The 18,758-nt window shown below is 62.4% G+C and carries 29 protein-coding genes; 19 read left to right on the top strand and 10 right to left on the bottom strand.

Annotated elements, in window-relative coordinates:
* The first annotated feature begins 47 nt into the window (after nt 1-47).
* The 8 genes from ED21_RS07055 (at nt 48) to ED21_RS07020 (ending at nt 5,766) form a co-directional block, all read left to right on the top strand.
* Nucleotides 48-1,400 carry an acyl-CoA dehydrogenase family protein gene (locus ED21_RS07055; RefSeq protein WP_006833173.1) on the top strand — a complete coding sequence of 451 codons (1,353 nt, stop codon included), beginning with the start codon at nt 48-50 and terminating at the stop codon, nt 1,398-1,400.
* Nucleotides 1,400-2,488, top strand: a complete 1,089-nt coding sequence (locus ED21_RS07050; RefSeq protein WP_006833172.1) for a Zn-dependent alcohol dehydrogenase — start codon at nt 1,400-1,402, stop codon at nt 2,486-2,488. Before ED21_RS07055 ends, ED21_RS07050 begins: the two co-directional genes overlap by 1 nt.
* Nucleotides 2,488-3,573 (top strand): phosphotransferase family protein, encoded by a 1,086-nt coding sequence (locus ED21_RS07045; RefSeq protein ID WP_006833171.1) that lies wholly within the window; start codon nt 2,488-2,490, stop codon nt 3,571-3,573. The genes ED21_RS07050 and ED21_RS07045 overlap by 1 nt, the downstream gene beginning before the upstream one ends.
* 48 nt (nt 3,574-3,621) lie before the next feature.
* Entirely contained in the window at nt 3,622-4,446 is an 825-nt protein-coding gene (dapD, locus tag ED21_RS07040) for a 2,3,4,5-tetrahydropyridine-2,6-dicarboxylate N-succinyltransferase (RefSeq protein WP_006833170.1), read from the top strand.
* Between the two features lie 92 nt (nt 4,447-4,538).
* Complete coding sequence (locus tag ED21_RS07035) at nt 4,539-4,874, top strand: hypothetical protein (protein ID WP_006833169.1); 336 nt, start codon at nt 4,539-4,541, stop codon at nt 4,872-4,874.
* A 24-nt stretch (nt 4,875-4,898) separates the two neighbouring features.
* Nucleotides 4,899-5,132: a DUF2945 domain-containing protein gene (locus ED21_RS07030; protein WP_006833168.1), complete on the top strand. Its 234-nt coding sequence runs from the start codon at nt 4,899-4,901 to the stop codon at nt 5,130-5,132.
* Nucleotides 5,132-5,323 (top strand): DUF3008 family protein, encoded by a 192-nt coding sequence (locus ED21_RS07025; protein ID WP_006833167.1) that lies wholly within the window; start codon nt 5,132-5,134, stop codon nt 5,321-5,323. The genes ED21_RS07030 and ED21_RS07025 overlap by 1 nt, the downstream gene beginning before the upstream one ends.
* A complete protein-coding gene (locus ED21_RS07020) occupies nt 5,323-5,766 on the top strand; it encodes a DUF1810 domain-containing protein (RefSeq protein ID WP_006833166.1) in 444 nt (147 codons plus the stop codon). Before ED21_RS07025 ends, ED21_RS07020 begins: the two co-directional genes overlap by 1 nt.
* Nucleotides 5,767-5,802: 36 nt before the next feature.
* Here the strand turns inward: ED21_RS07020 and ED21_RS07015 are convergent, their stop codons facing one another.
* The gene (locus ED21_RS07015) at nt 5,803-7,077 is read right to left on the bottom strand and encodes a dipeptidase (RefSeq protein ID WP_006833165.1); all 1,275 of its coding nucleotides are present in this window, start codon (nt 7,075-7,077) and stop codon (nt 5,803-5,805) included.
* Nucleotides 7,078-7,163: 86 nt separating this feature from the next.
* On the opposite strand from ED21_RS07015, the gene ED21_RS07010 reads away from it, so the two are divergent.
* The 4 genes from ED21_RS07010 to ED21_RS06995 are packed head-to-tail and all read left to right on the top strand — an operon-like array spanning nt 7,164 to nt 8,522.
* Nucleotides 7,164-7,454 carry a DUF427 domain-containing protein gene (locus tag ED21_RS07010; RefSeq protein WP_006833164.1) on the top strand — a complete coding sequence of 97 codons (291 nt, stop codon included), beginning with the start codon at nt 7,164-7,166 and terminating at the stop codon, nt 7,452-7,454.
* A complete protein-coding gene (locus ED21_RS07005; RefSeq protein WP_006833163.1) occupies nt 7,451-7,885 on the top strand; it encodes a cupin domain-containing protein in 435 nt (144 codons plus the stop codon). The genes ED21_RS07010 and ED21_RS07005 overlap by 4 nt, the downstream gene beginning before the upstream one ends.
* Nucleotides 7,882-8,124 (top strand): DUF3253 domain-containing protein, encoded by a 243-nt coding sequence (locus ED21_RS07000; protein WP_006833162.1) that lies wholly within the window; start codon nt 7,882-7,884, stop codon nt 8,122-8,124. The genes ED21_RS07005 and ED21_RS07000 overlap by 4 nt, the downstream gene beginning before the upstream one ends.
* On the top strand, nt 8,121-8,522 hold the full coding sequence (locus tag ED21_RS06995) for a DoxX family protein (protein WP_006833161.1): 402 nt from the start codon (nt 8,121-8,123) through the stop codon (nt 8,520-8,522). Before ED21_RS07000 ends, ED21_RS06995 begins: the two co-directional genes overlap by 4 nt.
* Before the next feature lie 4 nt (nt 8,523-8,526).
* On the opposite strand, the gene ED21_RS06990 is transcribed toward ED21_RS06995, so the two are convergent.
* Together ED21_RS06990 and ED21_RS06985 are read right to left on the bottom strand one after the other, a co-directional pair.
* Nucleotides 8,527-8,778 (bottom strand): SWIB/MDM2 domain-containing protein, encoded by a 252-nt coding sequence (locus ED21_RS06990; protein WP_006833160.1) that lies wholly within the window; start codon nt 8,776-8,778, stop codon nt 8,527-8,529.
* A 32-nt stretch (nt 8,779-8,810) separates the two neighbouring features.
* Nucleotides 8,811-9,491 (bottom strand): YbhB/YbcL family Raf kinase inhibitor-like protein, encoded by a 681-nt coding sequence (locus ED21_RS06985; RefSeq protein WP_233995720.1) that lies wholly within the window; start codon nt 9,489-9,491, stop codon nt 8,811-8,813.
* Between the two features lie 171 nt (nt 9,492-9,662).
* Between ED21_RS06985 and ED21_RS06980 the strand changes: the two genes are divergently transcribed.
* Together ED21_RS06980 and ED21_RS06975 are read left to right on the top strand one after the other, a co-directional pair.
* A complete protein-coding gene (locus ED21_RS06980) occupies nt 9,663-11,102 on the top strand; it encodes a S41 family peptidase (RefSeq protein WP_006833158.1) in 1,440 nt (479 codons plus the stop codon).
* A 41-nt stretch (nt 11,103-11,143) separates the two neighbouring features.
* Complete coding sequence (locus ED21_RS06975) at nt 11,144-11,476, top strand: DUF962 domain-containing protein (RefSeq protein ID WP_006833157.1); 333 nt, start codon at nt 11,144-11,146, stop codon at nt 11,474-11,476.
* Here the strand turns inward: ED21_RS06975 and ED21_RS06970 are convergent.
* The 4 genes from ED21_RS06970 to ED21_RS06955 form a co-directional block, all read right to left on the bottom strand.
* Nucleotides 11,473-11,925 (bottom strand): DUF3429 domain-containing protein, encoded by a 453-nt coding sequence (locus tag ED21_RS06970; protein WP_006833156.1) that lies wholly within the window; start codon nt 11,923-11,925, stop codon nt 11,473-11,475. The genes ED21_RS06975 and ED21_RS06970 overlap by 4 nt on opposite strands.
* Nucleotides 11,926-11,937: 12 nt before the next feature.
* Nucleotides 11,938-12,366, bottom strand: a complete 429-nt coding sequence (locus ED21_RS06965; protein WP_006833155.1) for a COG3650 family protein — start codon at nt 12,364-12,366, stop codon at nt 11,938-11,940.
* Nucleotides 12,363-13,283, bottom strand: coding sequence for an alpha/beta hydrolase (locus ED21_RS06960; protein ID WP_034921739.1), 921 nt, complete (start codon nt 13,281-13,283; stop codon nt 12,363-12,365). Before ED21_RS06960 ends, ED21_RS06965 begins: the two co-directional genes overlap by 4 nt.
* A gap of 76 nt (nt 13,284-13,359) precedes the next feature.
* A complete protein-coding gene (locus ED21_RS06955; protein WP_006833153.1) occupies nt 13,360-14,262 on the bottom strand; it encodes a hypothetical protein in 903 nt (300 codons plus the stop codon).
* Nucleotides 14,263-14,461: 199 nt separating this feature from the next.
* Here ED21_RS06955 and ED21_RS06950 point away from each other — a divergent pair, with 199 nt between their 5' ends.
* The gene (locus ED21_RS06950; protein WP_006833152.1) at nt 14,462-15,055 is read left to right on the top strand and encodes a hypothetical protein; all 594 of its coding nucleotides are present in this window, start codon (nt 14,462-14,464) and stop codon (nt 15,053-15,055) included.
* 76 nt (nt 15,056-15,131) lie between these two features.
* Nucleotides 15,132-15,551 (top strand): pyridoxamine 5'-phosphate oxidase family protein, encoded by a 420-nt coding sequence (locus ED21_RS06945; RefSeq protein ID WP_006833151.1) that lies wholly within the window; start codon nt 15,132-15,134, stop codon nt 15,549-15,551.
* Between the two features lie 76 nt (nt 15,552-15,627).
* Here ED21_RS06945 and ED21_RS06940 read toward each other — a convergent pair whose 3' ends face one another.
* Complete coding sequence (locus tag ED21_RS06940; RefSeq protein WP_006833150.1) at nt 15,628-16,203, bottom strand: fasciclin domain-containing protein; 576 nt, start codon at nt 16,201-16,203, stop codon at nt 15,628-15,630.
* Nucleotides 16,204-16,416: 213 nt separating this feature from the next.
* Between ED21_RS06940 and ED21_RS15975 the strand changes: the two genes are divergently transcribed.
* The 3 genes from ED21_RS15975 (at nt 16,417) to ED21_RS06935 (ending at nt 17,734) form a co-directional block, all read left to right on the top strand.
* Nucleotides 16,417-16,662, top strand: a complete 246-nt coding sequence (locus ED21_RS15975) for a helix-turn-helix transcriptional regulator (protein ID WP_083800393.1) — start codon at nt 16,417-16,419, stop codon at nt 16,660-16,662.
* Nucleotides 16,663-16,954: 292 nt separating this feature from the next.
* Nucleotides 16,955-17,302 (top strand): hypothetical protein, encoded by a 348-nt coding sequence (locus tag ED21_RS15355; RefSeq protein ID WP_006833149.1) that lies wholly within the window; start codon nt 16,955-16,957, stop codon nt 17,300-17,302.
* 3 nt (nt 17,303-17,305) lie between these two features.
* Nucleotides 17,306-17,734, top strand: coding sequence for a hypothetical protein (locus ED21_RS06935; RefSeq protein ID WP_006833148.1), 429 nt, complete (start codon nt 17,306-17,308; stop codon nt 17,732-17,734).
* Between the two features lie 159 nt (nt 17,735-17,893).
* Here ED21_RS06935 and ED21_RS06930 read toward each other — a convergent pair whose 3' ends face one another.
* Entirely contained in the window at nt 17,894-18,238 is a 345-nt protein-coding gene (locus ED21_RS06930) for an HPF/RaiA family ribosome-associated protein (RefSeq protein ID WP_006833147.1), read from the bottom strand.
* Nucleotides 18,239-18,455: 217 nt separating this feature from the next.
* On the bottom strand, nt 18,456-18,671 hold the full coding sequence (locus ED21_RS06925) for a hypothetical protein (RefSeq protein ID WP_006833146.1): 216 nt from the start codon (nt 18,669-18,671) through the stop codon (nt 18,456-18,458).
* Between the last annotated feature and the right edge of the window lie 87 nt (nt 18,672-18,758).

The following is an 18,758-nucleotide window of genomic DNA, read 5'->3' as shown; positions in this document are numbered from 1 at the left end:
TATGCCAGTTTCAAGCCGAAACGGATTATAAGAGAGAGGACATACCCATGGATTTCGAACCCACCGAACGGCAAGTCTACTGGCGCGACCGGGTGAAGAACTTCATCGAGGACCATGTCCGCCCCGCGGTCCCCACCTACAAAGAGCAGGACGCCGAAGGCGAACGCTGGAAGGTCATCCAGGTGGTCGAGGACCTGAAGGCCAAAGCCAAGGGCCAGGGCATCTGGAATCTATTCATGCCGCCGCGCAACGACGGCCACCACCATGTCGACGAGAGCTATGATTTCGAAGGCCCCGGCCTCACCAATCTCGAATACGCGCTTTGCGCCGAGGAAATGGGCCGCATCGGCTTTGCCTCCGAAGTCTTCAACTGCTCCGCGCCCGACACCGGCAACATGGAGGTCTTCCATCGCTACGGCACGCGCGAACAGAAGGACGAATGGCTGACCCCGCTGATGAACGGCGAGATCCGTTCGGCCTTCCTGATGACCGAGCCTTTCACCGCCTCGTCGGACGCGACCAACATCGAGACACGCATCGAGCGTGACGGCGACGAATATGTGATCAATGGCCGCAAGTGGTGGTCTTCGGGCGTGGGCGATCCGCGCTGCAAGGTTGCGATCGTCATGGGCAAGACCGATTTTTCGGCCGGCCGCCATGCGCAGCAGTCGATGATCCTTATGCCGATGGACGCCAAGGGCGTGAAGGTCCTGCGCCACCTCCCCGTCTTCGGATATGACGACGCGCCACACGGTCACATGGAAGTCGAGCTGACCGATGTCCGCGTACCGGTCACCAACATGCTGCTGGGCGAAGGCCGCGGCTTCGAGATCGCGCAAGGGCGCCTCGGCCCGGGTCGTATCCACCACTGCATGCGCACTATCGGCGTGGCCGAGGAAGCGCTTTCCAAGATGTGCAGCCGCCTGCAGGAACGCGAAGCCTTCGGCAAGCCCATCTACAAGCACTCGGTCTGGGAAGAGCGTGTGGCGCGCGCCCGGATCGATATCGACATGACCCGCCTCCTGTGCCTCAAGGCCGCCGACATGATGGACAAGGTCGGCAACAAGAGCGCCAAGCAGGAAATCGCGATGATCAAGGTGCAGGCGCCCAACATGGCTCTGAAGATCATCGACGATGCGATCCAGGCCCATGGCGGTGGCGGCGTCTCGAACGATTACGGGCTAGCCAACGCCTATGCCCACCAGCGCACCCTGCGCCTGGCGGATGGGCCGGACGAGGTCCATGCCCGCTCGATCGCGCGGATGGAATTTGCCAAGCACATGCCCAAGGAAGGGCCGTCCTCAAACGCGCTTCGCGGCGGCAACGCCCAGTCGGCCAGCGCTGGCAGCGCGGCGGCTTCGGCCGGGATGAGCAGCGGCGACGTGGGGGCCACGCGCTGATGGCCAAGGCAGCGATACTTGAGCAGGTCGGCGGCCTCACCATCGGCGAGGTCGAACTCGCCGATCCGGCCCCTCACGAAGTCCTGATCGACACCAAGGCCTGCGGTCTGTGCCATTCGGACCTTCACTTCATCGACGGCGCCTACCCGCATCCCCTGCCCGCCATTCCCGGCCACGAGGCCGCAGGCGTGATCCGGGCGGTGGGCAGCGAGGTAAAGACGGTGAAACCGGGCGATCACGTGGTCACCTGCCTCTCCGCCTTTTGCGGTCACTGCGAATTCTGCGTCACCGGCCGCATGGCCCTGTGCATGGGGGCGGACACCCGCCGCCCGCAGACCGCCGCGCCGCGGATCATGCGCGCGGACGGCAGCGCACCGGTCGCCCAGATGCTCAACCTGTCGTCCTTCTGCGAACAGATGCTCATCCACGAGCACGCCTGTGTCGCCATCGACAAGGACATGCCGCTCGACCGGGCCGCCGTGATCGGCTGCGCCGTGACGACGGGCGCGGGCGCGATCTTCAACGCCTGCTCGGTCGTCCCGGGCGAAGCCGTTGCCGTGGTCGGCTGCGGCGGGGTCGGGCTGGCCGCGATCAACGCGGCCAAGATTACCGGTGCGGGCAAGGTCATCGCGATCGATCCGATCCCCGAAAAGCGCGCGCTCGCCGAAACGCTCGGCGCCACCCACACGGTCGACGCCATGGCCGATGACGCCGTCGAACAGGTGATGAAGATCTCCGGCGGCGGCGTGCACCATGCAATCGAGGCGGTCGGCCGTCAGGCTTCGGCGGACCTGGCCGTGAAAATCCTCCGCCGCGGCGGCACCGCGACCATCCTCGGCATGATGCCGCTGGACTGCAAGGTGGGCCTCGGCGCGATGGACCTCCTTTCGGGTAAGAAGCTGCAGGGGGCGATCATGGGGATGAACCATTTCCCCGTCGACCTGCCGCGGCTCGTCGATTTCTACCTGCGCGGCCTGCTCGATCTCGACACGATCATCGCCGAGCGCATTCCGCTCGAGAAGATCAACGAAGGCTTCGAAAAGATGAAACAGGGCACGTCCGCCCGAAGCGTGGTGGTGTTCGACTGATGGCAGAGACTGGCATGCCCGAGATCGATTTCGACAAGGAAATGGTCGGCACCATCGAAGTGCCCGAGCGCGACCAGATGGACTTGGGCGCGCTGACCGCGTGGTTCGAGGCCAATGTCGAAGGTTTCGAAGGCCCGATTTCCTATTCGAAGTTCAAGGGCGGCCAGTCGAACCCGACCTATCGCATCGACACGCCGGGGCGCTCCTACGTTCTGCGGCGCCAGCCCTTCGGCAAGCTGCTGCCGAGCGCCCATGCGGTGGACCGCGAATATGCTGCCATGTCCGCGCTGGGGCCGACCGGTTTCCCCGTGCCCAAGACCTATGGTCTCTGTGAAGACCCCGAGGTGATCGGCAGCAAGTTCTTCGTCATGGGCCTCGCCGACGGGCGGAGCCTGTGGAACGGTGCCCTGCCCAACAACACTCCGCAAGAGCGCCGCGAAATCTATAACGCCATGATCGACACCATGGCCGAGCTGCACCTGCGCAAGCCGGACGAAATCGGTCTCGGCGATTATGGCAAGCCAACCGATTATTGCGCGCGTCAGATCGCCCGCTGGTCGAAGCAGTACAAGCTGTCCGAAACCGAGCACATGGAGAAGATGGAGCGGCTGATCGAATGGCTGCCGCAGACCATTCCCCCGCAGCACGAAAGCAGCGTGGTCCATGGCGACTACCGGCTCGACAACCTCATCTTCGAGAAGGACGCGAACAAGGTCCTCGCCGTACTCGACTGGGAGCTGTCGACTCTGGGCGATCCCATTGCCGACTTCAGTTATCTCATGCTCAACTGGCATAATCCCCATGATGGCAGAGCAGGTCTATTGGGCCTTGATCTGGGGGAGCTGGGCATTCCCTCGCAGGACGAAGCGGTAGAACGCTATGTCGCGCGCACCGGCTATCCGGTGCCGCCGATGGACTGGTATTTCGCCTACAACCTTTTCCGGCTTGCAGGGATCATGCAGGGTATCAAGAAACGCGTGATCGACGGCACCGCGTCCAGCGCCCACGCAAAGGCGATGAGCGAACGCGTCGGCCCGCTGGTGGACCGCGCTTATGAATTCGCGCTCGCCGCAGGGATGGACTAGCGCGCCCACGCTGCTAACGCGCTCTCCGCACACCAACGGAGATTTTGCATGAGTGCCGACCTCGAAACCCGCATCGAAGCCGCGTGGGAAGACCGCGCCAATGTCACGCCGCAATCGAGCGACGTGCGCGAGGCGGTCGACGCTGCACTCGAGATGCTCGACAGCGGCACGGGCCGGGTCGCCGAGCCCGATGGCAAGGGTGCCTGGACCGTCAACCAGTGGCTCAAAAAGGCCGTGTTGCTCTCTTTCCGCCTCAACGACAACCGCGTGATGGAAGGCGGCAGCGCCGGCCATCCCGCCTTCGACAAAGTGCCAAGCAAGTTCGCTGGATGGGACGATGCCCGCTTCCGCGAAGCCGGGTTTCGCGTCGTTCCGGGCGCTGTCGCCCGCGAAGGCGCCTATATCGCGCCCGGCTGTGTGCTGATGCCCAGCTTCGTCAACATTGGCGCCTATGTCGGCAAGGGCACCATGGTCGACACTTGGGCCAGCATTGGCTCCTGCGCCCAGATCGGCGAAAATTGCCATATTTCCGCAGGCGCAGGCATCGGCGGCGTGCTCGAACCCATGCAAGCCAATCCGACTATCATTGGCGACAATTGCTTCATCGGCGCGCGTTCGGAACTCGTCGAAGGCGTCATCGTCGGCGAAGGCTGCGTCGTCTCGATGGGCGTCTTCATCACCCAGTCGACCAAGATCGTCTATCGCGAAACCGGCGAAGTGATCCGCGGCCACTTGCCGCCCTATTCGGTCGTCGTGCCTGGCACGCTGCCCGGCAAGGATGGCGGCCCCGGCCTTGCCTGCGCGGTGATCGTGAAGACGGTGGACGCCCAAACGCGCGAGAAGACCGGGATCAACGACCTCCTCCGCGATTGATTGCGCCCGCCCCGCGCGAGGGGAACATTCGCCAAGCCTGACCGTAGAACTGCCTGAAACCCGCGGGATCGCGATAACAGGGAGTATGATGCGTGCACAAGGAAGGCGACGAAATTCACGTAACCGATACGGAAGCCAGCGGCGGCTCGAAAGAGGGCGTCGTGCGCTGGGTCCTGCTCGGGGGTACGCTTCTGGTGATACTTCTCCTATCCGTCACCTGGATCACCGGCGCATTGACGCAAGGCGATATCGAGGAAGAAGCCACGGTGAGTGGCGAGATCCGCTCCACCGAAGATGATGGCGACGGCACCGACAGCATTATCGGCACCGATGCCGACGTCGGCAGCACGCAGACCGAACTCGGCGACACAGCCGGGGAAGGCGATCAGACGACGACCGAAAACGGCATCGAGGTCATCGAAAACTAAGCGCAGAACTTTTGGAGAGGTCGCATGAGCAATTCGAACAGCTACCAGTCGGACCAGTACGTCAAATGGAACTGGGGTAATGGCGAAGGCCATGGCCAGATCAAGGAGCGGTTCGAACGCGAAGTGACCCGCACGCTGCAGGGCAGCGAAGTCACCAAGGACGGTGACGAGGACAATCCCGCCTACCTCATCCAGCAGGAAGACGGGGACGAGGTTCTCAAGCGCGGGAGCGAACTGTCGGCCTGGGACAAGGACTGATGCCGAAAGCATCGAGCAAGGCGCAGCAGAGGGCTGCCGGAGCGGCCCTGTCGGCCAAGCGCGGCGAAACCGACAAGGCCGATCTCCAGGGCGCGTCCCTCCAGATGTACGAATCCATGAGCGAGGACGAGCTCGACGAAATGGCGTCGACCGATCGCTCCGACCTGCCCGAGACTGCGGACGACAGCTGATGGGCGCGAACGGGAACGGCGACTCCTTTGCCCATTTTCTCAAGGCGCAAGATCGTGGCAGGGCTTACGAGCGAGCACTCGAAGAGATCGCCGCTGGCGAGAAGTCCAGTCACTGGATATGGTTCGTTTTCCCCCAGCTCAAAGGACTTGGGACTTCCGCCACGGCGCGCAAGTTCGCACTCGACGGACAGGAAGAAGCCCACGCTTATTGCACGCATGAGGAATTGGGACCGCGCCTGTTCGAAGCGACCGAGGCCATGCTCGAATGGGCCGGCACGATGAGTGCCGAGGACATTCTTGGCCAGGTCGACGCGATGAAGTTTCGCAGCTCAATGACCCTGTTCGAGGCCGCCTGCGGAGATGAGGACGCGCAGGTCTTTGCCGACGCTATCGAAGCCTTCTTTGATGGCGAGCGCTGCCCGCTTACACGCGAAAAAGTCTGATCACGGTTTGAGGCAGCGAATACGCCGCCGGCGCTCTCACCCCTCTTCGTCGCGCGGTGCGCCCACAGGATATTCTACCGGCGCCACGCCCTCCTGGCTCGCGGCGAAAACCTCGGCCTCGCGCATGACCCGCATCATGTTGCGCATCGAAATTTTCTCAAGATCTTCCTGCGAATAGCCGCGCCGCGCCAATTCGGCGAAGAGCGCGGGATAACCGCTGACATCCTCCATACCTACCGGCCCGTGCGGCATCCCGTCATAGTCGCCGCCGATACCGATCGCGTCGATCCCGGCAACATTGCGGATGTGGTCGATGTGGTCGGCCATGTCGGAGATGGTGGAGACCGGCTCGCGATTCTCCGCATCCCATTTCGCCATGCGCGCCTCGACCTCATCCGGAGCGCCGGGGAACAGCGCCTCGAGGCGCGCCTTCTCGGCCGCCTCGTCGGCCGCGTGCTGGCGCAGGTCCTCGTTGAGGAACCATGGCAGCGCCACCACCATCACCACTCCCCCGTTGAGCGGGAGCCGCCGCAGCACGCTGTCGGGTACGTTGCGCAAGTGGCCGTTGATCGCGCGCGCGCCCGAGTGGCTAAAGATCACCGGAGCGCGCGCCGCGTCGAGCGCATCGTGCATTGCGGCTTCGCTGACGTGGCTCAAATCGACCAGCATCCCGATACGATTCATCTCGCGAACCACATCCATGCCGAAGGCGTTAAGGCCATCATGGCGGGGAGCGTCGGTGGCGCTGTCGGCCCAATCGAGCGTGCGGCCATGCGTCAGCGTCATGTAGCGCGCGCCGAGATCGTACATCTGGCGCAGCACGGCAAGGCTGTTACCGATAGAATGGCCGCCTTCCATTCCCATCAGGGAAGCGATCCTCCCTTTCGCGATCGCCTGCTCGACATCGTCTGCGGTCAGCGCGAGCTGCAGCCGGCCCTGATTGCGCGCGATCAGCCGCTTGGTGACATCGATCTGCTCGATCGTGGCCTGCACCGCTTCGGGTTCGGGCAGGCTGGCACTGACGTAGACGGACCAGAACTGCGCCCCGACCTTGCCGCGCGATAGCCGCGTCAGGTCGCTGTGCATTGCCGCACGCTCTCCTTCCGCGGTATCCAGCGTATCGGCAAAATCGAACGCGTTGATCATGTTCGCGAAGCGGGCGCGCAGCTGGATCGGGACGTCGTTGTGCCCGTCCCACACCGGTGTCGCCTCGAGCGCTGCCGCGGCCACATCCTCCGGGGTCTGCGCAGCCAGCGGATTTGCGGCCACTGCCAGCGCGGCAAGGCTAACGAGGGTGCGGAACTTGGGCATGGGCGAACTCCGTTTATCTGTTTCGGAACCGGTGGCGGTCTCAGCGGCTCTTCTAACGAATGGGACGATTATGGAAAGGAGTGCCAATGACGGTCGTGGCCAGATGGAACGGCGAAGAGATCGCCCGCAGCGACGATACGGTGGTGGTCGAGGGCAATCACTATTTCCCCGCGCCCGATGTCGCACGGTCGGCGCTGGTGCCGAGCGAGCGGACAAGCGTTTGTCCGTGGAAGGGCACCGCGCAGTACCACTCGATCAACGCTGGCGGCGCCATCAATAAGGACGCGGCCTGGTATTACCCGGAGCCCAAGGAAGCCGCTGCCGAAATCAAAAACCGTATCGCCTTCTGGAATGGCGTCGAGGTGACCGAGGAGTGACGTCTGCCCGCGCGCTCATCGACACGCTTGGCCTCGCGCCCCATCCTGAGGGTGGCTGGTATCGCGAGACATGGCGCCCTCCCGCAGGCGACGGGAAAAGAGCAAGCGCGACGGCGATCCATTTCCTTCTCGAAGAGGACCAGTCGTCGCACTGGCACCGCGTCGATGCCGCGGAAATCTGGCTGTGGCATTCGGGCGATCCGCTCCGGCTTTCCGTCGCCGCCAGCGATGATGCCGCGGCCGAGACAATCCGCATGGGCGGCGACGTTCTGGGCGGCGAAGCTGTCCAGCATGTTATTCCCGCCGGTTACTGGCAGGCCGCTGCCCCCGTCCGGGGCGAACATGGCTATACGTTGGTTTCCTGCATCGTTTCGCCGGGTTTCGAATTTTCCGGTTTCGAGCTTGCTCCGCCGGGCTGGTCGCCCGGATGACCCGGCAAGAAGATGCGGTGTTGCGACTGCTTTCGAAGCGCGCGCCCGATGCAACGATTTGTCCAAGCGAAGCCGCACGCGAAATCGCGGGCGAGGATGACGACTGGCGCCTGCGCATGGACGATGTGCACTGCGCAGTGGATCGTTTGGTGGAAGAAGGACGCATCAGGCTCAGCTGGAAAGGCGCAGCGTTGGAACGACGTGACGGCCCCTATCGCATAGCGAGGGCGAAAGAATGATCCGCGCTGCGCTCCGCATCCTGCTTGCGCTGTTCTATGCCTATGCGGGCTATGCCCATATCGCGCGGCCGGAGCCATTCCTCGCGATCATGCCCGAGGCCCTGCCTGCGCCCGAAGCAATCGTCTTTTGGACCGGCATGGCGGAATTGCTTGGCGCAGCGGCGCTGATCCAACCATTTTCTGAAGGATTGCGGAAAGCGGGCGCGATCGGGCTCGCGCTCTACGCGGTCTGCGTCTTTCCGGCCAACATCAACCATTTCATCATGGACATGGCGCGCGCGGACGGCGGGTTCGGACTTGCCTATCACGTGCCGCGCATGATCACGCAGCCGGTGCTTGTGTGGCTGGCCCTGTGGGTCGGCGGCGTCACGGACTGGCCATGGCGCCGCCGTACCTGATCACTTACGACATGTGCTTGGAAACAGCACCGGTCATCTTGAACATCGAGATCTGTTCCTTGCCGATGACAGCGCCGAGCTTGTCGTCGGGGTTGATCATGCGACGATCCTTCGAATCCTGAAGGTCATTCGCCTTGATGTGGTCCCACACCTTCGAGGTGACCTGGGCGCGGGTCATGGGACCCTTGCCGACCACGTTCTCGAGTTCCGGCGACAGGTTCACCGGCTTCTGCAGTGCGTTGTTCTTGCCAGCCATTTCAGGTTCCTTTCAGTTGGCTATGCTTATCATTAGTCTTCGATATCGAAGTCTTCCGCGTCCAGCTCCTCGATCTCATGCCCTTCGAAACGGGCGGTGAGAACGGCGGCAGCCGTGACGTGTCCCTTGATGTTCTTGCGCAATTCTTCGTAGCCCGCACCGGGCATCAGTGTCAGCGGCAGGTCGACCGCGTAGAGCTGGAAAACATAGGTGTGCTGGACGCCCAGCGGCGGGTCGGGCAGCAGCCATTCCGAATTGCCGTGAGCGTTCTTGCCCGTGCGCGGCGGTGCCTCGCCTTCGAACAGCGCGCCCTTCTGGGCCTTCAGGCCCCAGACGAGCCAGTGGACCTTGCCGTCATCGGCGTCTTCCACGACCAGCACGAGTTCCTGGCTACCGGGAGGGGGTGCGGTCCATTCGAGCGGCGGGGCGACCGCATCGTCTTCGATCGCGGTGAAGCTTGGGTCGAGTTCGCCGCCGTTGCGGAACGCCGCGCTGGTCAGCGTGAAACCCGATTTGCCGAGCAGCTTTTCCTCAGCCACTTCGCCGATGGTCAGCGATGCCTTGGCCTCGACGCCGATTGCCTGCCGGACCCATTCGGGCGTCCCACTGCTCAAATTACCTACTCCGAATACCTTGATCCATGCGCAAAAGCGCGTGTCGAACGGTAAGCGTAGGCACAGCGACGGGGCGATGGCCATAAGCGGGCGACGCATTTGCACCGTTTTGAGCCCGTTTCATCGTGGTTTTCCACTGTAATCGGTCATTTCGCACCCCGGAGGGGACATCAAAGGACATCGCGCTTGCTCAGAGGCGGTTAATTGGCCATCCATAATCTGCATCCGCTGCGGGAAATTCTGGCAGCCGAAACCCGGGGAGTAGTAACAATGAAATTGGGTCGCACCGCACTTTTCGGACTTCTTGCAGTGTCACTTGCCGCCTGCGGTGGCGGGGATTCGAACAATAGCGGGCCAATCGGCGGCGGCGGCGACGGGGGAGGCATCGGTAATGTCGCTACCTGCTCGCTTTCCGCGCGGCAGGACTGGGCGCTTTCGGTTTTGCAGGAATGGTACCTCTACCCCGACCTTCTCAATACGAGCGTCAACAAGGCCGACTACACCACGCTGCAGGGCTATCTGAACGCGGTGACCGCGCCCGGGCAGGCCCTGTTCAACCCAGATGGCTTGCCGTCAAAGACCTTTACCTACATCACCTCGATCGAAGAAGAGAACGAGCTAATCAACAGCGGCTCCAACGCGGGCTTCGGGATTCGCCTGACCTACGACACCCTGAACAACCGCGTCTTCGTGGTCGAGGCGTTCGAGAATGGTCCGTCCTTTCTAGTGGGCTTCGACCGTGGAACCGAGATTCTCCAGATCGGCGGACAATCGGTGTCGGCGCTGATGGCGAGCGGCGGACCCGGAGCGGTCGTGGACGCGCTCGGGCCGGGCGATCCCGGGGTCACGCGCAGCTTCGTGATCCGGAGCGTGTCCGGAGTGCAGCAGAATGCCAGCGTCACCAAGGAAGAATTTTCTCTCGACCCCATCTCCGATCGCTACGGCGTGCGCGTCCTGAGCGACGGCGCTGGCGGCCAGGTCGGTTATATCAACCTGCGCACCTTCATCGTCCAGGACGCAGGGCCACAGCTTATCGATGCCTTCCAGCAGTTCCGCACCCAGGGTATCAGCAACATCATCCTCGACATGCGCTACAACGGTGGCGGGTTGGTCTCGGTGGCCGATCTGCTCGGAGATCTGATGGGCGAAGGCCTCGAAGGCCAAGTGTTCTCGGAAACCAATTACCGCCCGTCGAAATCCGCCAACGACAGTATCGAGTTGTTCCAGGAGCAGGCCCAGCAGATCGCCCCGATGAGGCTGGCGATTATCGGCCGGGGCGGTACGGCCTCCGCAAGCGAACTGGTCTCGAATTCGATGATTCCCTACCTCGGCGACAATATCGCGCTGGTCGGCACCGACACTTACGGCAAACCAGTCGGGCAGAACGCCTTTGATCGTTCGGCATGCGACGACCGCCTGCGCGCGGTGACGTTCAAGACCGTCAACGCCAATGGACAGGGCGACTATTTCGGTGGTCTTGCCAGCGTGATGCCCAACACCTGCATCGCTGGCGACGATATTTCCAACCAGCTTGGCGATCCCAACGAGCAGTCAGTTTCTGTCGCTCTCGATTTCATCGCCGGCCGAACGTGCACGCCCATCAGCGCCGCGGCGAAGGATGGCAGGGTCCAGGCAGAAGCCGGCCGCCGCGAATTGCTCCAGCCGCTGTTCCCCAGCGCGGCACAGCACGAAAATCCCGGCCTTTTCTGAGTTGGCTTGACGCGTCCCTTCCACGGCGCTGAGATAGAGCGATGAACAAGAAATACGCGACCTTTGCCGAGTTTTGGCCGTTCTACCTGCGCGAGCATTCCAAGCCGCGCACGCGGGCCCTGCACTACTTCGGCACCTCGCTTGTCGTCGTGCTCGCCATAGCCGCACTCTTCACGGGTCGTCTTGTGCTTTTCGCCGCCTTGCCGGTGGCCGGATACTTTTTTGCCTGGGTCGCGCATTTCGGGGTGGAGAAGAACCGCCCTGCGACCTTCACCTATCCGCTGTGGAGCCTGGCAGCCGATTTCAGGATGTGGTGGCTCTGGCTCACCGGAAGGCTTGGCCCCCAGCTACGCAAGGCCGGGGTCGAAACCTAGGCGAAGGCTATAGCGAGGGTCGCAAGACCCAGGCCGAGCGACAGCGGCGCGCGCAGGCCGAGCCACCAGCGCGGACCAAGCGATCCGATGCGCATATCGACAACCAGCGCCATCAGCAGTCCGGCCCCCAGCATGACCAGCAGCGGCTCCAGCGGTATCAGTTCGATCGCCCATGTGCCAAGGCCTGCGAGGGCGAGGAGGCTCGGCACGACCGCGGCGACCCAGAGCCAGCCGAGACCGTCGCGCCTTTCGGCTGCCGGGGCACCGGCTGCGATGCCCCACCATGTCCCGCCGAGAAACGTGAATATCAGCGCGGCATAGAACGCGGCGAGCACTCCCGCCGTCTCGGCCAGCGGACCGGTACCGAGATACGCCAGACCGAGAAGCACAAATTGCGGCAGGAGCCCGGCAAGACCGAGCAGGCGCGGCCAAAGGGGAACTTTACCCATCGGCGCGCCTCGTCACGGGTGGGCGGGTCCGGAGAAGTTCTGGAGATCGGTCCAGGCGCATCCGTTGCGCTGATCCTCACCGATCCTGAGTGTCGCGGTATAAGGATAGGTTCGGTCGCTCATGCCGTCCGAACATTCCCCCGGAGTGACAGTGAGATCGAACGCTGCGCCATCGATGGAACCGGTAAAGGCGAGGCCATTGTTCCCCGCGAAGCGATCGACCTTGAAGGAAACCCCGTCCTGGTTTTCGGGTGTGGAATAGATCGCCTTGGAAGCGCTGACCTCGGCGTTCCAGAAGGGCTCCGTCCCGGTGAGGTAAACCGTCTCGTCCAGGGCAATGCCGGAGAACGCCTCGGTGGGGCCGCTGGCCGGCGCGCTCTCGCCCGACTGGCATGCCGCCAGGGCAAGTCCGAACAGCGCTGCTGAATATTGCGATCTCACGAACCCTCTCCAACCCTCGCACCGGAAATGAACCCAATTGTCTCGTCCAGCGCCTGTCGGCCTTCCGGGATCGGGAAGAGCATCCAGTCGGGGAACATACCGTCATATTCCCGGTAGAGGTGGTCCGTTCCCGATCCGGCCAGCTTTTCCGCGAACCGTCGCGCATCGACCAGCAGTATATCATGAGTTCCGGCAAAAATCGCGGTGGGTGGCAGGTCGGCGATAGGTCCGAACAGGGGGCTGAGGCGCGGGTCTTCGAGCGGCAGCCCGCCAGCGTAGCGCAGGGCGCAGGCTTCGAGCCCGGCAATCGCGAGCATACAGTCCTGGGGCTCGATTGCCGCCTGCTCCTCTCCCGAAGCCGTGGCATCAAGCCAGGGCGAATAGAGGACGAGGCGGGATGGCATGGGCGCGCCGCTCGCCAGCAGGTCCTGTACCAGCGCCAGCGCCATGCCCGCCCCGGCGCTATCCCCCATCATGGTGACAGTCCGGGCGCCCTGGGTGGCCGCAATCGCGTCGTAGAGCGCGCGCATGGCCGGAAGCGTCTGGCCCGCCTTGTGTTCGGGGGCGAGCGGATAGATCGGTACGGTGGCCGAAGCACCCAGCCGTTCGCACAGATAGGCGATCGCTTCCCAGTGGATAGCAGCGATACCCATCACATAGCCGCCGCCGTGAAGATAAAACAGGTGCGGCGCGCCTTCCCTCGCCCCGCCAGCCGGGCTCAGGGTCAGGACCGGAAAGCCTTGGAAGCGCGTTTCCTCGATTGCGAACAGCCGATGCCATTTGCCTCGTGGGCGGGGTGACTTCCGGAAGCGCAGCTTCGCAATGCGCTCGTCAAGCCGGTCGGGTTGCGAAAAGAAGCGCTTTATGCCCAGCAGCGGAAGCGCAAATTCCACTAGGCGTGCGCGCAAGCTTGGCATGACAGGCTCCTCCCTCTTGGACGAAAGAGCCTACCGAAGCGCCGCCTCCGCGCAAGAGGCGCCATGAAACGAGCGGTCAACCGCGGCCGAAAATGCGCGCCATCAGGCTCTTCTTGGCCGGTTGCTCAACCTCGGCCGATTCCGCGACGCGGCGGCGCAGGTCGACACCGGTCGGCGGCTCCTTCACCTCTGCCACCTCGCGGCGAGTGATCATCGAGGAAGGCAGCATCTCAGCCATCTGCGGACCTTCGTTTTCGTCACGCACGGCGGGGCGTGCGCCTTCGACGAAACCGTGGACGGCCACTGCTTCGGGTTTCATGTCGACCATCCCGGCGAGCACGGGCACGTTGTGCGGCAACGGCTTCTGCGCGCAGATCTTCTCGACCGCACGGTGGAAGAGGAGCGCGCGCCACCAGCAGGCCAGGACGTATTCGACATAGCGCGCGGGCGCATGCTCGGGCGCGTCGTCGCGGAAGAAATGGCGTTCCTTGTGATGTACCAGCGCCGTGTTGATCGCCGAGAGTCCCTCGCATTCAAGAAAAACCTCTATGTCCTCGTCATAGCCCGCCCAAGCAGGGCCTTCCTCGTCGAGGGCCTGCCCGATCATGGCGGCACTATCGGCACAGCTAAAGGCAAAGGGCTCGTCGCTGTAGAGGCCGAGCAACATGTAGGGGTAGTGGACCTGGCCCTTTTCGAAGGCACGATCCGCTTCGTTGGCTATGGCAAGTGTCACGCCCGTAATCGGTTCGCCCTCGTGCAATTCGATCGCTTCGATCAGTTCGTACCAGCCGGTGATCGAGACGCGGTCCGGATCGTCGATCAGGCAGCGGGTCGCCAGTTCCGTACCCAGCGTCTCCAGCTGCGAGACAAGATAGGCCTGTGCCTCCCCTAGCTGACCCGAGTGGAAATGCTCGTGCATTACCGCGTTCCAGGCGTCTTCGCCCTCCTGCGTCGCGAACTGTGTTTGTAATTCATGCATGCTTTGCGGTCCGTCAGCCCCTTGAACGCCAGCTCATGGCGCAGAAATCTCACTATCCCATTAACTTTGGCATCCAAGCTTTGCCGCCCCCTTACCGGCTGTCGTTAAAGAGCGGTGAAGCGGGAAGACCCGCCGGGCGGGAACACGGCGCGCCCGGGAGGCGTTGCGTGGGAAAGACGCATTATGCGGAGAAACAGCCATGAAATTCACCCCCCAGATGCTGGGCGCGGTGGCCGTGGTGGCAATTGCCGGAGCCGTTAGTGGCGCCACCATTGGAGACAGCCCCGTCCTCAAACGAGGGCATACCGACACCCTGCCCGAGGCCCAGCTCGTGGCCGCCTCGAACGAAGCCGTGCGTACTTCGCAGCGCCCGCCTGATCACTACCCGCTCGAAACGCCCAAGGGCACGATCGAAGTGGGCGAACTCGCGCTCCACGGTCGCCTTCGCGACCGCGGCGGCGATATGTGGTGGGAGCGTAGCGAAGACGATGCGCTCCGTATGTCGGCGGAGTACGACTTCTACGCGACAGCCAGCCCCGAACGCATCGAACACGAACGCCGCCTGCTGGCTTTCCAGGAAGGCGCGCGCGAAGACGCTGAATACGCCTACCGCGAAGAACGAGCTGTCCAAGCCGTCCCGGGGCGCATGACCCGTGCCGAAGCGCCGATGGCGCTGGCCGAACCGGTGAAGGTTGCAGCACAGGTGCAACCCGCTCAGCCGTCCGCCAGCGAGACCAGCGTGGGCAGTTCCAAGACGGTCAACGTCAGTGCGGCCCTCGCTCGCAGGAATTGAAGGCGGAGCGGGCGGCACACTTAACGGGTTCGCCCGTTACTCCTTCACCCCCAACACCCTTGAAGGAGTCGCGTTTATGTCCGACCGTTCGGTTTCCCAGATTGCCGAGAAGCTCAAATCCATCGATATCGCCATGCTGGTCACCAAAACCGGCAGCGAGGGTGCTATTGCCGCGCGGCCGATGTCGAACAACAAAGATGTGAGCGAGGAGGACGGCACCTCCTACCACTTCGCCACCGACGACGGCCGGATCGACGACGATCTGAAGAACTCGGACCAATGCGGCGCTACCTATACCAGCGACGAGTTCTATTGCGCGGTGCAGGGAACCGGCAAGCTGCACCGCGACCGCGCGATATTGGAAAGGCACTGGGTAAAGGACCTCGAAGCCTGGTTCGCGAATGGTCTCGACACCGAAGGCCTGATCCTTATCGAAGTCAGCCCCAAGCGGATCGACTGGTGGGAAGGCCGCGAGGAAGGGCAGCTGACGTTCTGACCCGCTCTTCCGGAGAGCAAACACAAAAAAGGCGGCCCGGTCGAAGGGCCGCCTTTTCGTTGTCGGCTACCCGCGCTTACTGCGGCATGAGCACGGTATCGATGACGTGAATGACGCCGTTCGACGCCGCGACATCGGTTGCCGTTACGGTCGAGGTGCCGCCGGCGGCATCGGTGAGGACAACGTTGCCATCGACCACGTTGGCCGTCAGCGTGCCGCCGCCCACGGTGTTGATCGTGTAGCCTGCGTCGCCTGCATCGGTGATCGCCTGCGTCAGCGTGGCAGCGTCCACATTGCCTTCGACGACGTGGTACTGGAGGATGTTACCCAGCGTCTCGGTGTCGTTGGTGGTCAGCTCGGTCAGCGTCGCTTCGGGGATCTTGCCGAAGGCATCGTTGGTCGGCGCAAAGACGGTGTACGGACCTTCGCCCGACAGCGTTTCGCCGAGACCGGCTGCGGTCACCGCGCTCACAAGCGTCGAGAACTGGCTGTCGCCCTGTGCGACGTCGACTATGGTGCCGGTTTCCGCCGTGTCGTTGGCCATCTGGTCGGCCATGGCGGTGTCGTCGGCCATGGGTTCTTCGGTTTCCCCGCCACAGGCGGCGAGAGCGAGCGATGCGGCCGAGGCGAGCGCGAGTGTTATCTTGTTCATGATAGTTCCCTTTTCTTTCGTGGAATCAGCATTGTCGCAGCCGGCCCACCCGGCTGGTGCTTCAAGGTACGAACGAAAGAGTTCAATGGATGTTTCCAAGGTCTTTTCTTACATGCTGAATTGACATTCAGGCGAGACGAACCGTCTTGCGGCACGATGTTCGCGATAAAGCGTAAGTTTTATAGACCGTAGGAGAATTGTTGGAGAAGCGCGATGAACGCGCACGGAGAAAGAGCGATACCCTCACTAACGAGCCGTCAGTTTGACTGTATAAGGCTCGTTCGAAAAGGCTACACTTCCAAACAGATTGGCAGGGAACTCGGGATTTCATCCCGAACCGTCGACCAGCATATCGCTGCCGTGATCGAGAGATTACAAGTCAACAATCGATTGGCAGCAGTCGAACGGCTTCAAGAGCTGGAAGGGAAACCGGGAAACCGGGAAACGGCCCCGGATTGACCGCGCGATTCATTGATCTCAACAGCGGTTTTTCTGCTAGCCTGTGCACCAAGGTCAAAACGAAACCGACTTCGGAAGATAGCTCGATTTTCCCGCCTTTGGGTGGCCGCCCCAATTGCCATACGAAAAGGACGCGGCTCCAATGGATTATGCGGATAGGGATCCTGTCTGCTATGGCGAGTTGTTTGCTGGTTCTATCCATTTTGGGGCTATCAGACTTAGCTTCGTACTTAGACCACTGATTTAATTCCTTCGCCCAACCAATCCCGGAAAGGCAAGGAAGGACCATCTAATGCACGATATCGAACAGTCCGTTGGCCAGGTAATCGCCACAGATACTCAAAACTCCGTTGACGCCGTCAACAGGGCTGTGATCTCGCTTTCCCACCTGTGTGCCAGCATCGTCGAGGTCAGCAATGCGTCTCGACTCCCGATAACTACTGTCCAGAGTGCGCTGGCAAACGCGGGTGAAGGTTTGAACAGAGTGATCGGGACACGAGAAGATCTCAGTCAGGCTACAAGAGAGTTGCGCAAAATTCAGAACGCCTCGACTTTGCAGACGGTCAACTTTGGATGTCCGCCCGAATATCAACCCATGGGTAGCGCATCCAATCGTGAGCTTGCGCACAAGCGAGGATAAGCGATGCCGAGTATTTTCCTGCTTGCCTTCTGGCTGTTCCTCCTCGGAGCGTTGGTCATCAGTTGGCGGGCAGGAGATCGGCATGATCGACGGATGATCATGGGAATTGTGGCCGCGGCGATGATGTCTGCTGCGGTTTTTTCACTTTTCGAGGCAGAACCTGCGCTTCTGTTTGTGAGCGTGATTGATATCGCACTCTTGCTATTCGTTTTTGCATTTGCACGAACCAGTCGACGCTTCTGGCCGATCTGGTTCTGTGGCTTTCAGTCTGCCACTGTCCTCTTCGAACTCGCAGCCCTGGTGCTCCCCGGAGAATACATGATGTTGGCTTGGCGGCTTGGAGCTTTCTGGTCGATGCCGGCGCTCCTGAGCATGACACTGGGGCTCTTGATCGACAGGCATAAGATGGATGCGGAAGAATACGGCATGTGATCGTTCAGCTCTTTATAGCGTCTTGAAATTGCGCCGTTCTGCTTTCTTGGCCAAGCGATGAACTGCGTGGTCGATTGCAGTCCAAGCGCGCACAGGCACGAACGATCACCGACCTCGTAGCTTGATCCTCCAACGCCTTTTTCCGCCCCAACCCACGGTTTACATTACCTTGTCGGGGCGCGGATCGTGGCCGTGGCGGTTTTCCTTGCCAAAGTGCCGGGTAAGGCGCTGGGCGAGCGTATTAGCTGCCTTGTTCGCCGCATCGTCGACCGTCGCTGCGTGTCCCGTAACCCCTACCGGCGCACCGCCTGTGGGTCGTGCCTCGATGGTGCAGGCCTTGTCGTCGGCCCCGCCCTTGGCGCCGTTCTCGTCGCGCACATGGATTTCGAGCCGCGTCAGTCGGTCCTCGAACCGCGCCAGCTTCTCGCGCACCCGCGCTTCGATCCGTGTTGCGACGTTCTCGGTGCCCATCACGCTGCTGTCGGAGTTGAACTGGACCTGCATAGCGAATGCTCCTCTTGTTGTTGTCTATACAATCAACGAGTGGGGCACGCCGGGGTTTCCCGTGGCCGACACGCTTTCCAACAGGATGGAGCGCATGGAGCACAGTCCAGGGCGAAAAACTCCGCAAGGCCGCAAAGCCCCGGTTTCGCGCGGGTTCGTGGGGGTAGGACAGGCTCATGCGAGGGGCGTAGCCCGCACGTCGTCCTGTAGGAAAGGCTCAGGCCTCTGCGGCTGCCAAGGCCTCGCGCGCCTCGCGCTTTTCGCGTTCGGTCTTGATCCGCGCTTCGGCCACGCCGCGGGCGTGTTCGGCCAGCTCGGCCCAGGATTTTGCCGCGCGCAATTCGCGGTTGCGGACATTGTCGAGTGTCGCCGCTTCGGCCGCCTTGCGGGAGGCATCGGCACGGGTAATGTAGAATTCGTAAGACTGGCTCATCGGCAAACTCCTTGGGACAGGTATGAGGAGGTGCCGCGCACCCCGGCGGGATATCCCAGGCCGGGGCGCGCGAGCCTCGAAGTCGGG

The organism is Erythrobacter sp. SD-21 (genome assembly GCF_000181515.1).
Classification (GTDB): domain Bacteria; phylum Pseudomonadota; class Alphaproteobacteria; order Sphingomonadales; family Sphingomonadaceae; genus Qipengyuania.
This window is presented reverse-complemented; position numbering and strand designations above follow the sequence as displayed.

What these genes read in the sequence shown, in the direction of transcription:
- ED21_RS15975 (WP_083800393.1), top strand. Translation starts at nt 16,417, where the DNA reads ATGAACGCGCACGGAGAAAGAGCGATACCCTCACTAACGAGCCGTCAG.
- ED21_RS06955 (WP_006833153.1), bottom strand. Translation starts at nt 14,262, where the DNA reads ATGCATGAATTACAAACACAGTTCGCGACGCAGGAGGGCGAAGACGCC.
- ED21_RS07050 (WP_006833172.1), top strand. Translation starts at nt 1,400, where the DNA reads ATGGCCAAGGCAGCGATACTTGAGCAGGTCGGCGGCCTCACCATCGGC.
- ED21_RS07020 (WP_006833166.1), top strand. Translation starts at nt 5,323, where the DNA reads ATGGGCGCGAACGGGAACGGCGACTCCTTTGCCCATTTTCTCAAGGCG.
- ED21_RS06950 (WP_006833152.1), top strand. Translation starts at nt 14,462, where the DNA reads ATGAAATTCACCCCCCAGATGCTGGGCGCGGTGGCCGTGGTGGCAATT.
- ED21_RS06970 (WP_006833156.1), bottom strand. Translation starts at nt 11,925, where the DNA reads ATGGGTAAAGTTCCCCTTTGGCCGCGCCTGCTCGGTCTTGCCGGGCTC.
- ED21_RS06945 (WP_006833151.1), top strand. Translation starts at nt 15,132, where the DNA reads ATGTCCGACCGTTCGGTTTCCCAGATTGCCGAGAAGCTCAAATCCATC.
- dapD (WP_006833170.1), top strand. Translation starts at nt 3,622, where the DNA reads ATGAGTGCCGACCTCGAAACCCGCATCGAAGCCGCGTGGGAAGACCGC.
- ED21_RS15355 (WP_006833149.1), top strand. Translation starts at nt 16,955, where the DNA reads ATGCACGATATCGAACAGTCCGTTGGCCAGGTAATCGCCACAGATACT.
- ED21_RS07000 (WP_006833162.1), top strand. Translation starts at nt 7,882, where the DNA reads ATGACCCGGCAAGAAGATGCGGTGTTGCGACTGCTTTCGAAGCGCGCG.
- ED21_RS07045 (WP_006833171.1), top strand. Translation starts at nt 2,488, where the DNA reads ATGGCAGAGACTGGCATGCCCGAGATCGATTTCGACAAGGAAATGGTC.
- ED21_RS07010 (WP_006833164.1), top strand. Translation starts at nt 7,164, where the DNA reads ATGACGGTCGTGGCCAGATGGAACGGCGAAGAGATCGCCCGCAGCGAC.
- ED21_RS06995 (WP_006833161.1), top strand. Translation starts at nt 8,121, where the DNA reads ATGATCCGCGCTGCGCTCCGCATCCTGCTTGCGCTGTTCTATGCCTAT.
- ED21_RS06985 (WP_233995720.1), bottom strand. Translation starts at nt 9,491, where the DNA reads ATGCGTCGCCCGCTTATGGCCATCGCCCCGTCGCTGTGCCTACGCTTA.
- ED21_RS06930 (WP_006833147.1), bottom strand. Translation starts at nt 18,238, where the DNA reads ATGCAGGTCCAGTTCAACTCCGACAGCAGCGTGATGGGCACCGAGAAC.
- ED21_RS06980 (WP_006833158.1), top strand. Translation starts at nt 9,663, where the DNA reads ATGAAATTGGGTCGCACCGCACTTTTCGGACTTCTTGCAGTGTCACTT.
- ED21_RS06940 (WP_006833150.1), bottom strand. Translation starts at nt 16,203, where the DNA reads ATGAACAAGATAACACTCGCGCTCGCCTCGGCCGCATCGCTCGCTCTC.
- ED21_RS07025 (WP_006833167.1), top strand. Translation starts at nt 5,132, where the DNA reads ATGCCGAAAGCATCGAGCAAGGCGCAGCAGAGGGCTGCCGGAGCGGCC.
- ED21_RS06925 (WP_006833146.1), bottom strand. Translation starts at nt 18,671, where the DNA reads ATGAGCCAGTCTTACGAATTCTACATTACCCGTGCCGATGCCTCCCGC.
- ED21_RS06975 (WP_006833157.1), top strand. Translation starts at nt 11,144, where the DNA reads ATGAACAAGAAATACGCGACCTTTGCCGAGTTTTGGCCGTTCTACCTG.
- ED21_RS06935 (WP_006833148.1), top strand. Translation starts at nt 17,306, where the DNA reads ATGCCGAGTATTTTCCTGCTTGCCTTCTGGCTGTTCCTCCTCGGAGCG.
- ED21_RS07055 (WP_006833173.1), top strand. Translation starts at nt 48, where the DNA reads ATGGATTTCGAACCCACCGAACGGCAAGTCTACTGGCGCGACCGGGTG.
- ED21_RS07030 (WP_006833168.1), top strand. Translation starts at nt 4,899, where the DNA reads ATGAGCAATTCGAACAGCTACCAGTCGGACCAGTACGTCAAATGGAAC.
- ED21_RS06960 (WP_034921739.1), bottom strand. Translation starts at nt 13,283, where the DNA reads ATGCCAAGCTTGCGCGCACGCCTAGTGGAATTTGCGCTTCCGCTGCTG.
- ED21_RS07015 (WP_006833165.1), bottom strand. Translation starts at nt 7,077, where the DNA reads ATGCCCAAGTTCCGCACCCTCGTTAGCCTTGCCGCGCTGGCAGTGGCC.
- ED21_RS06990 (WP_006833160.1), bottom strand. Translation starts at nt 8,778, where the DNA reads ATGGCTGGCAAGAACAACGCACTGCAGAAGCCGGTGAACCTGTCGCCG.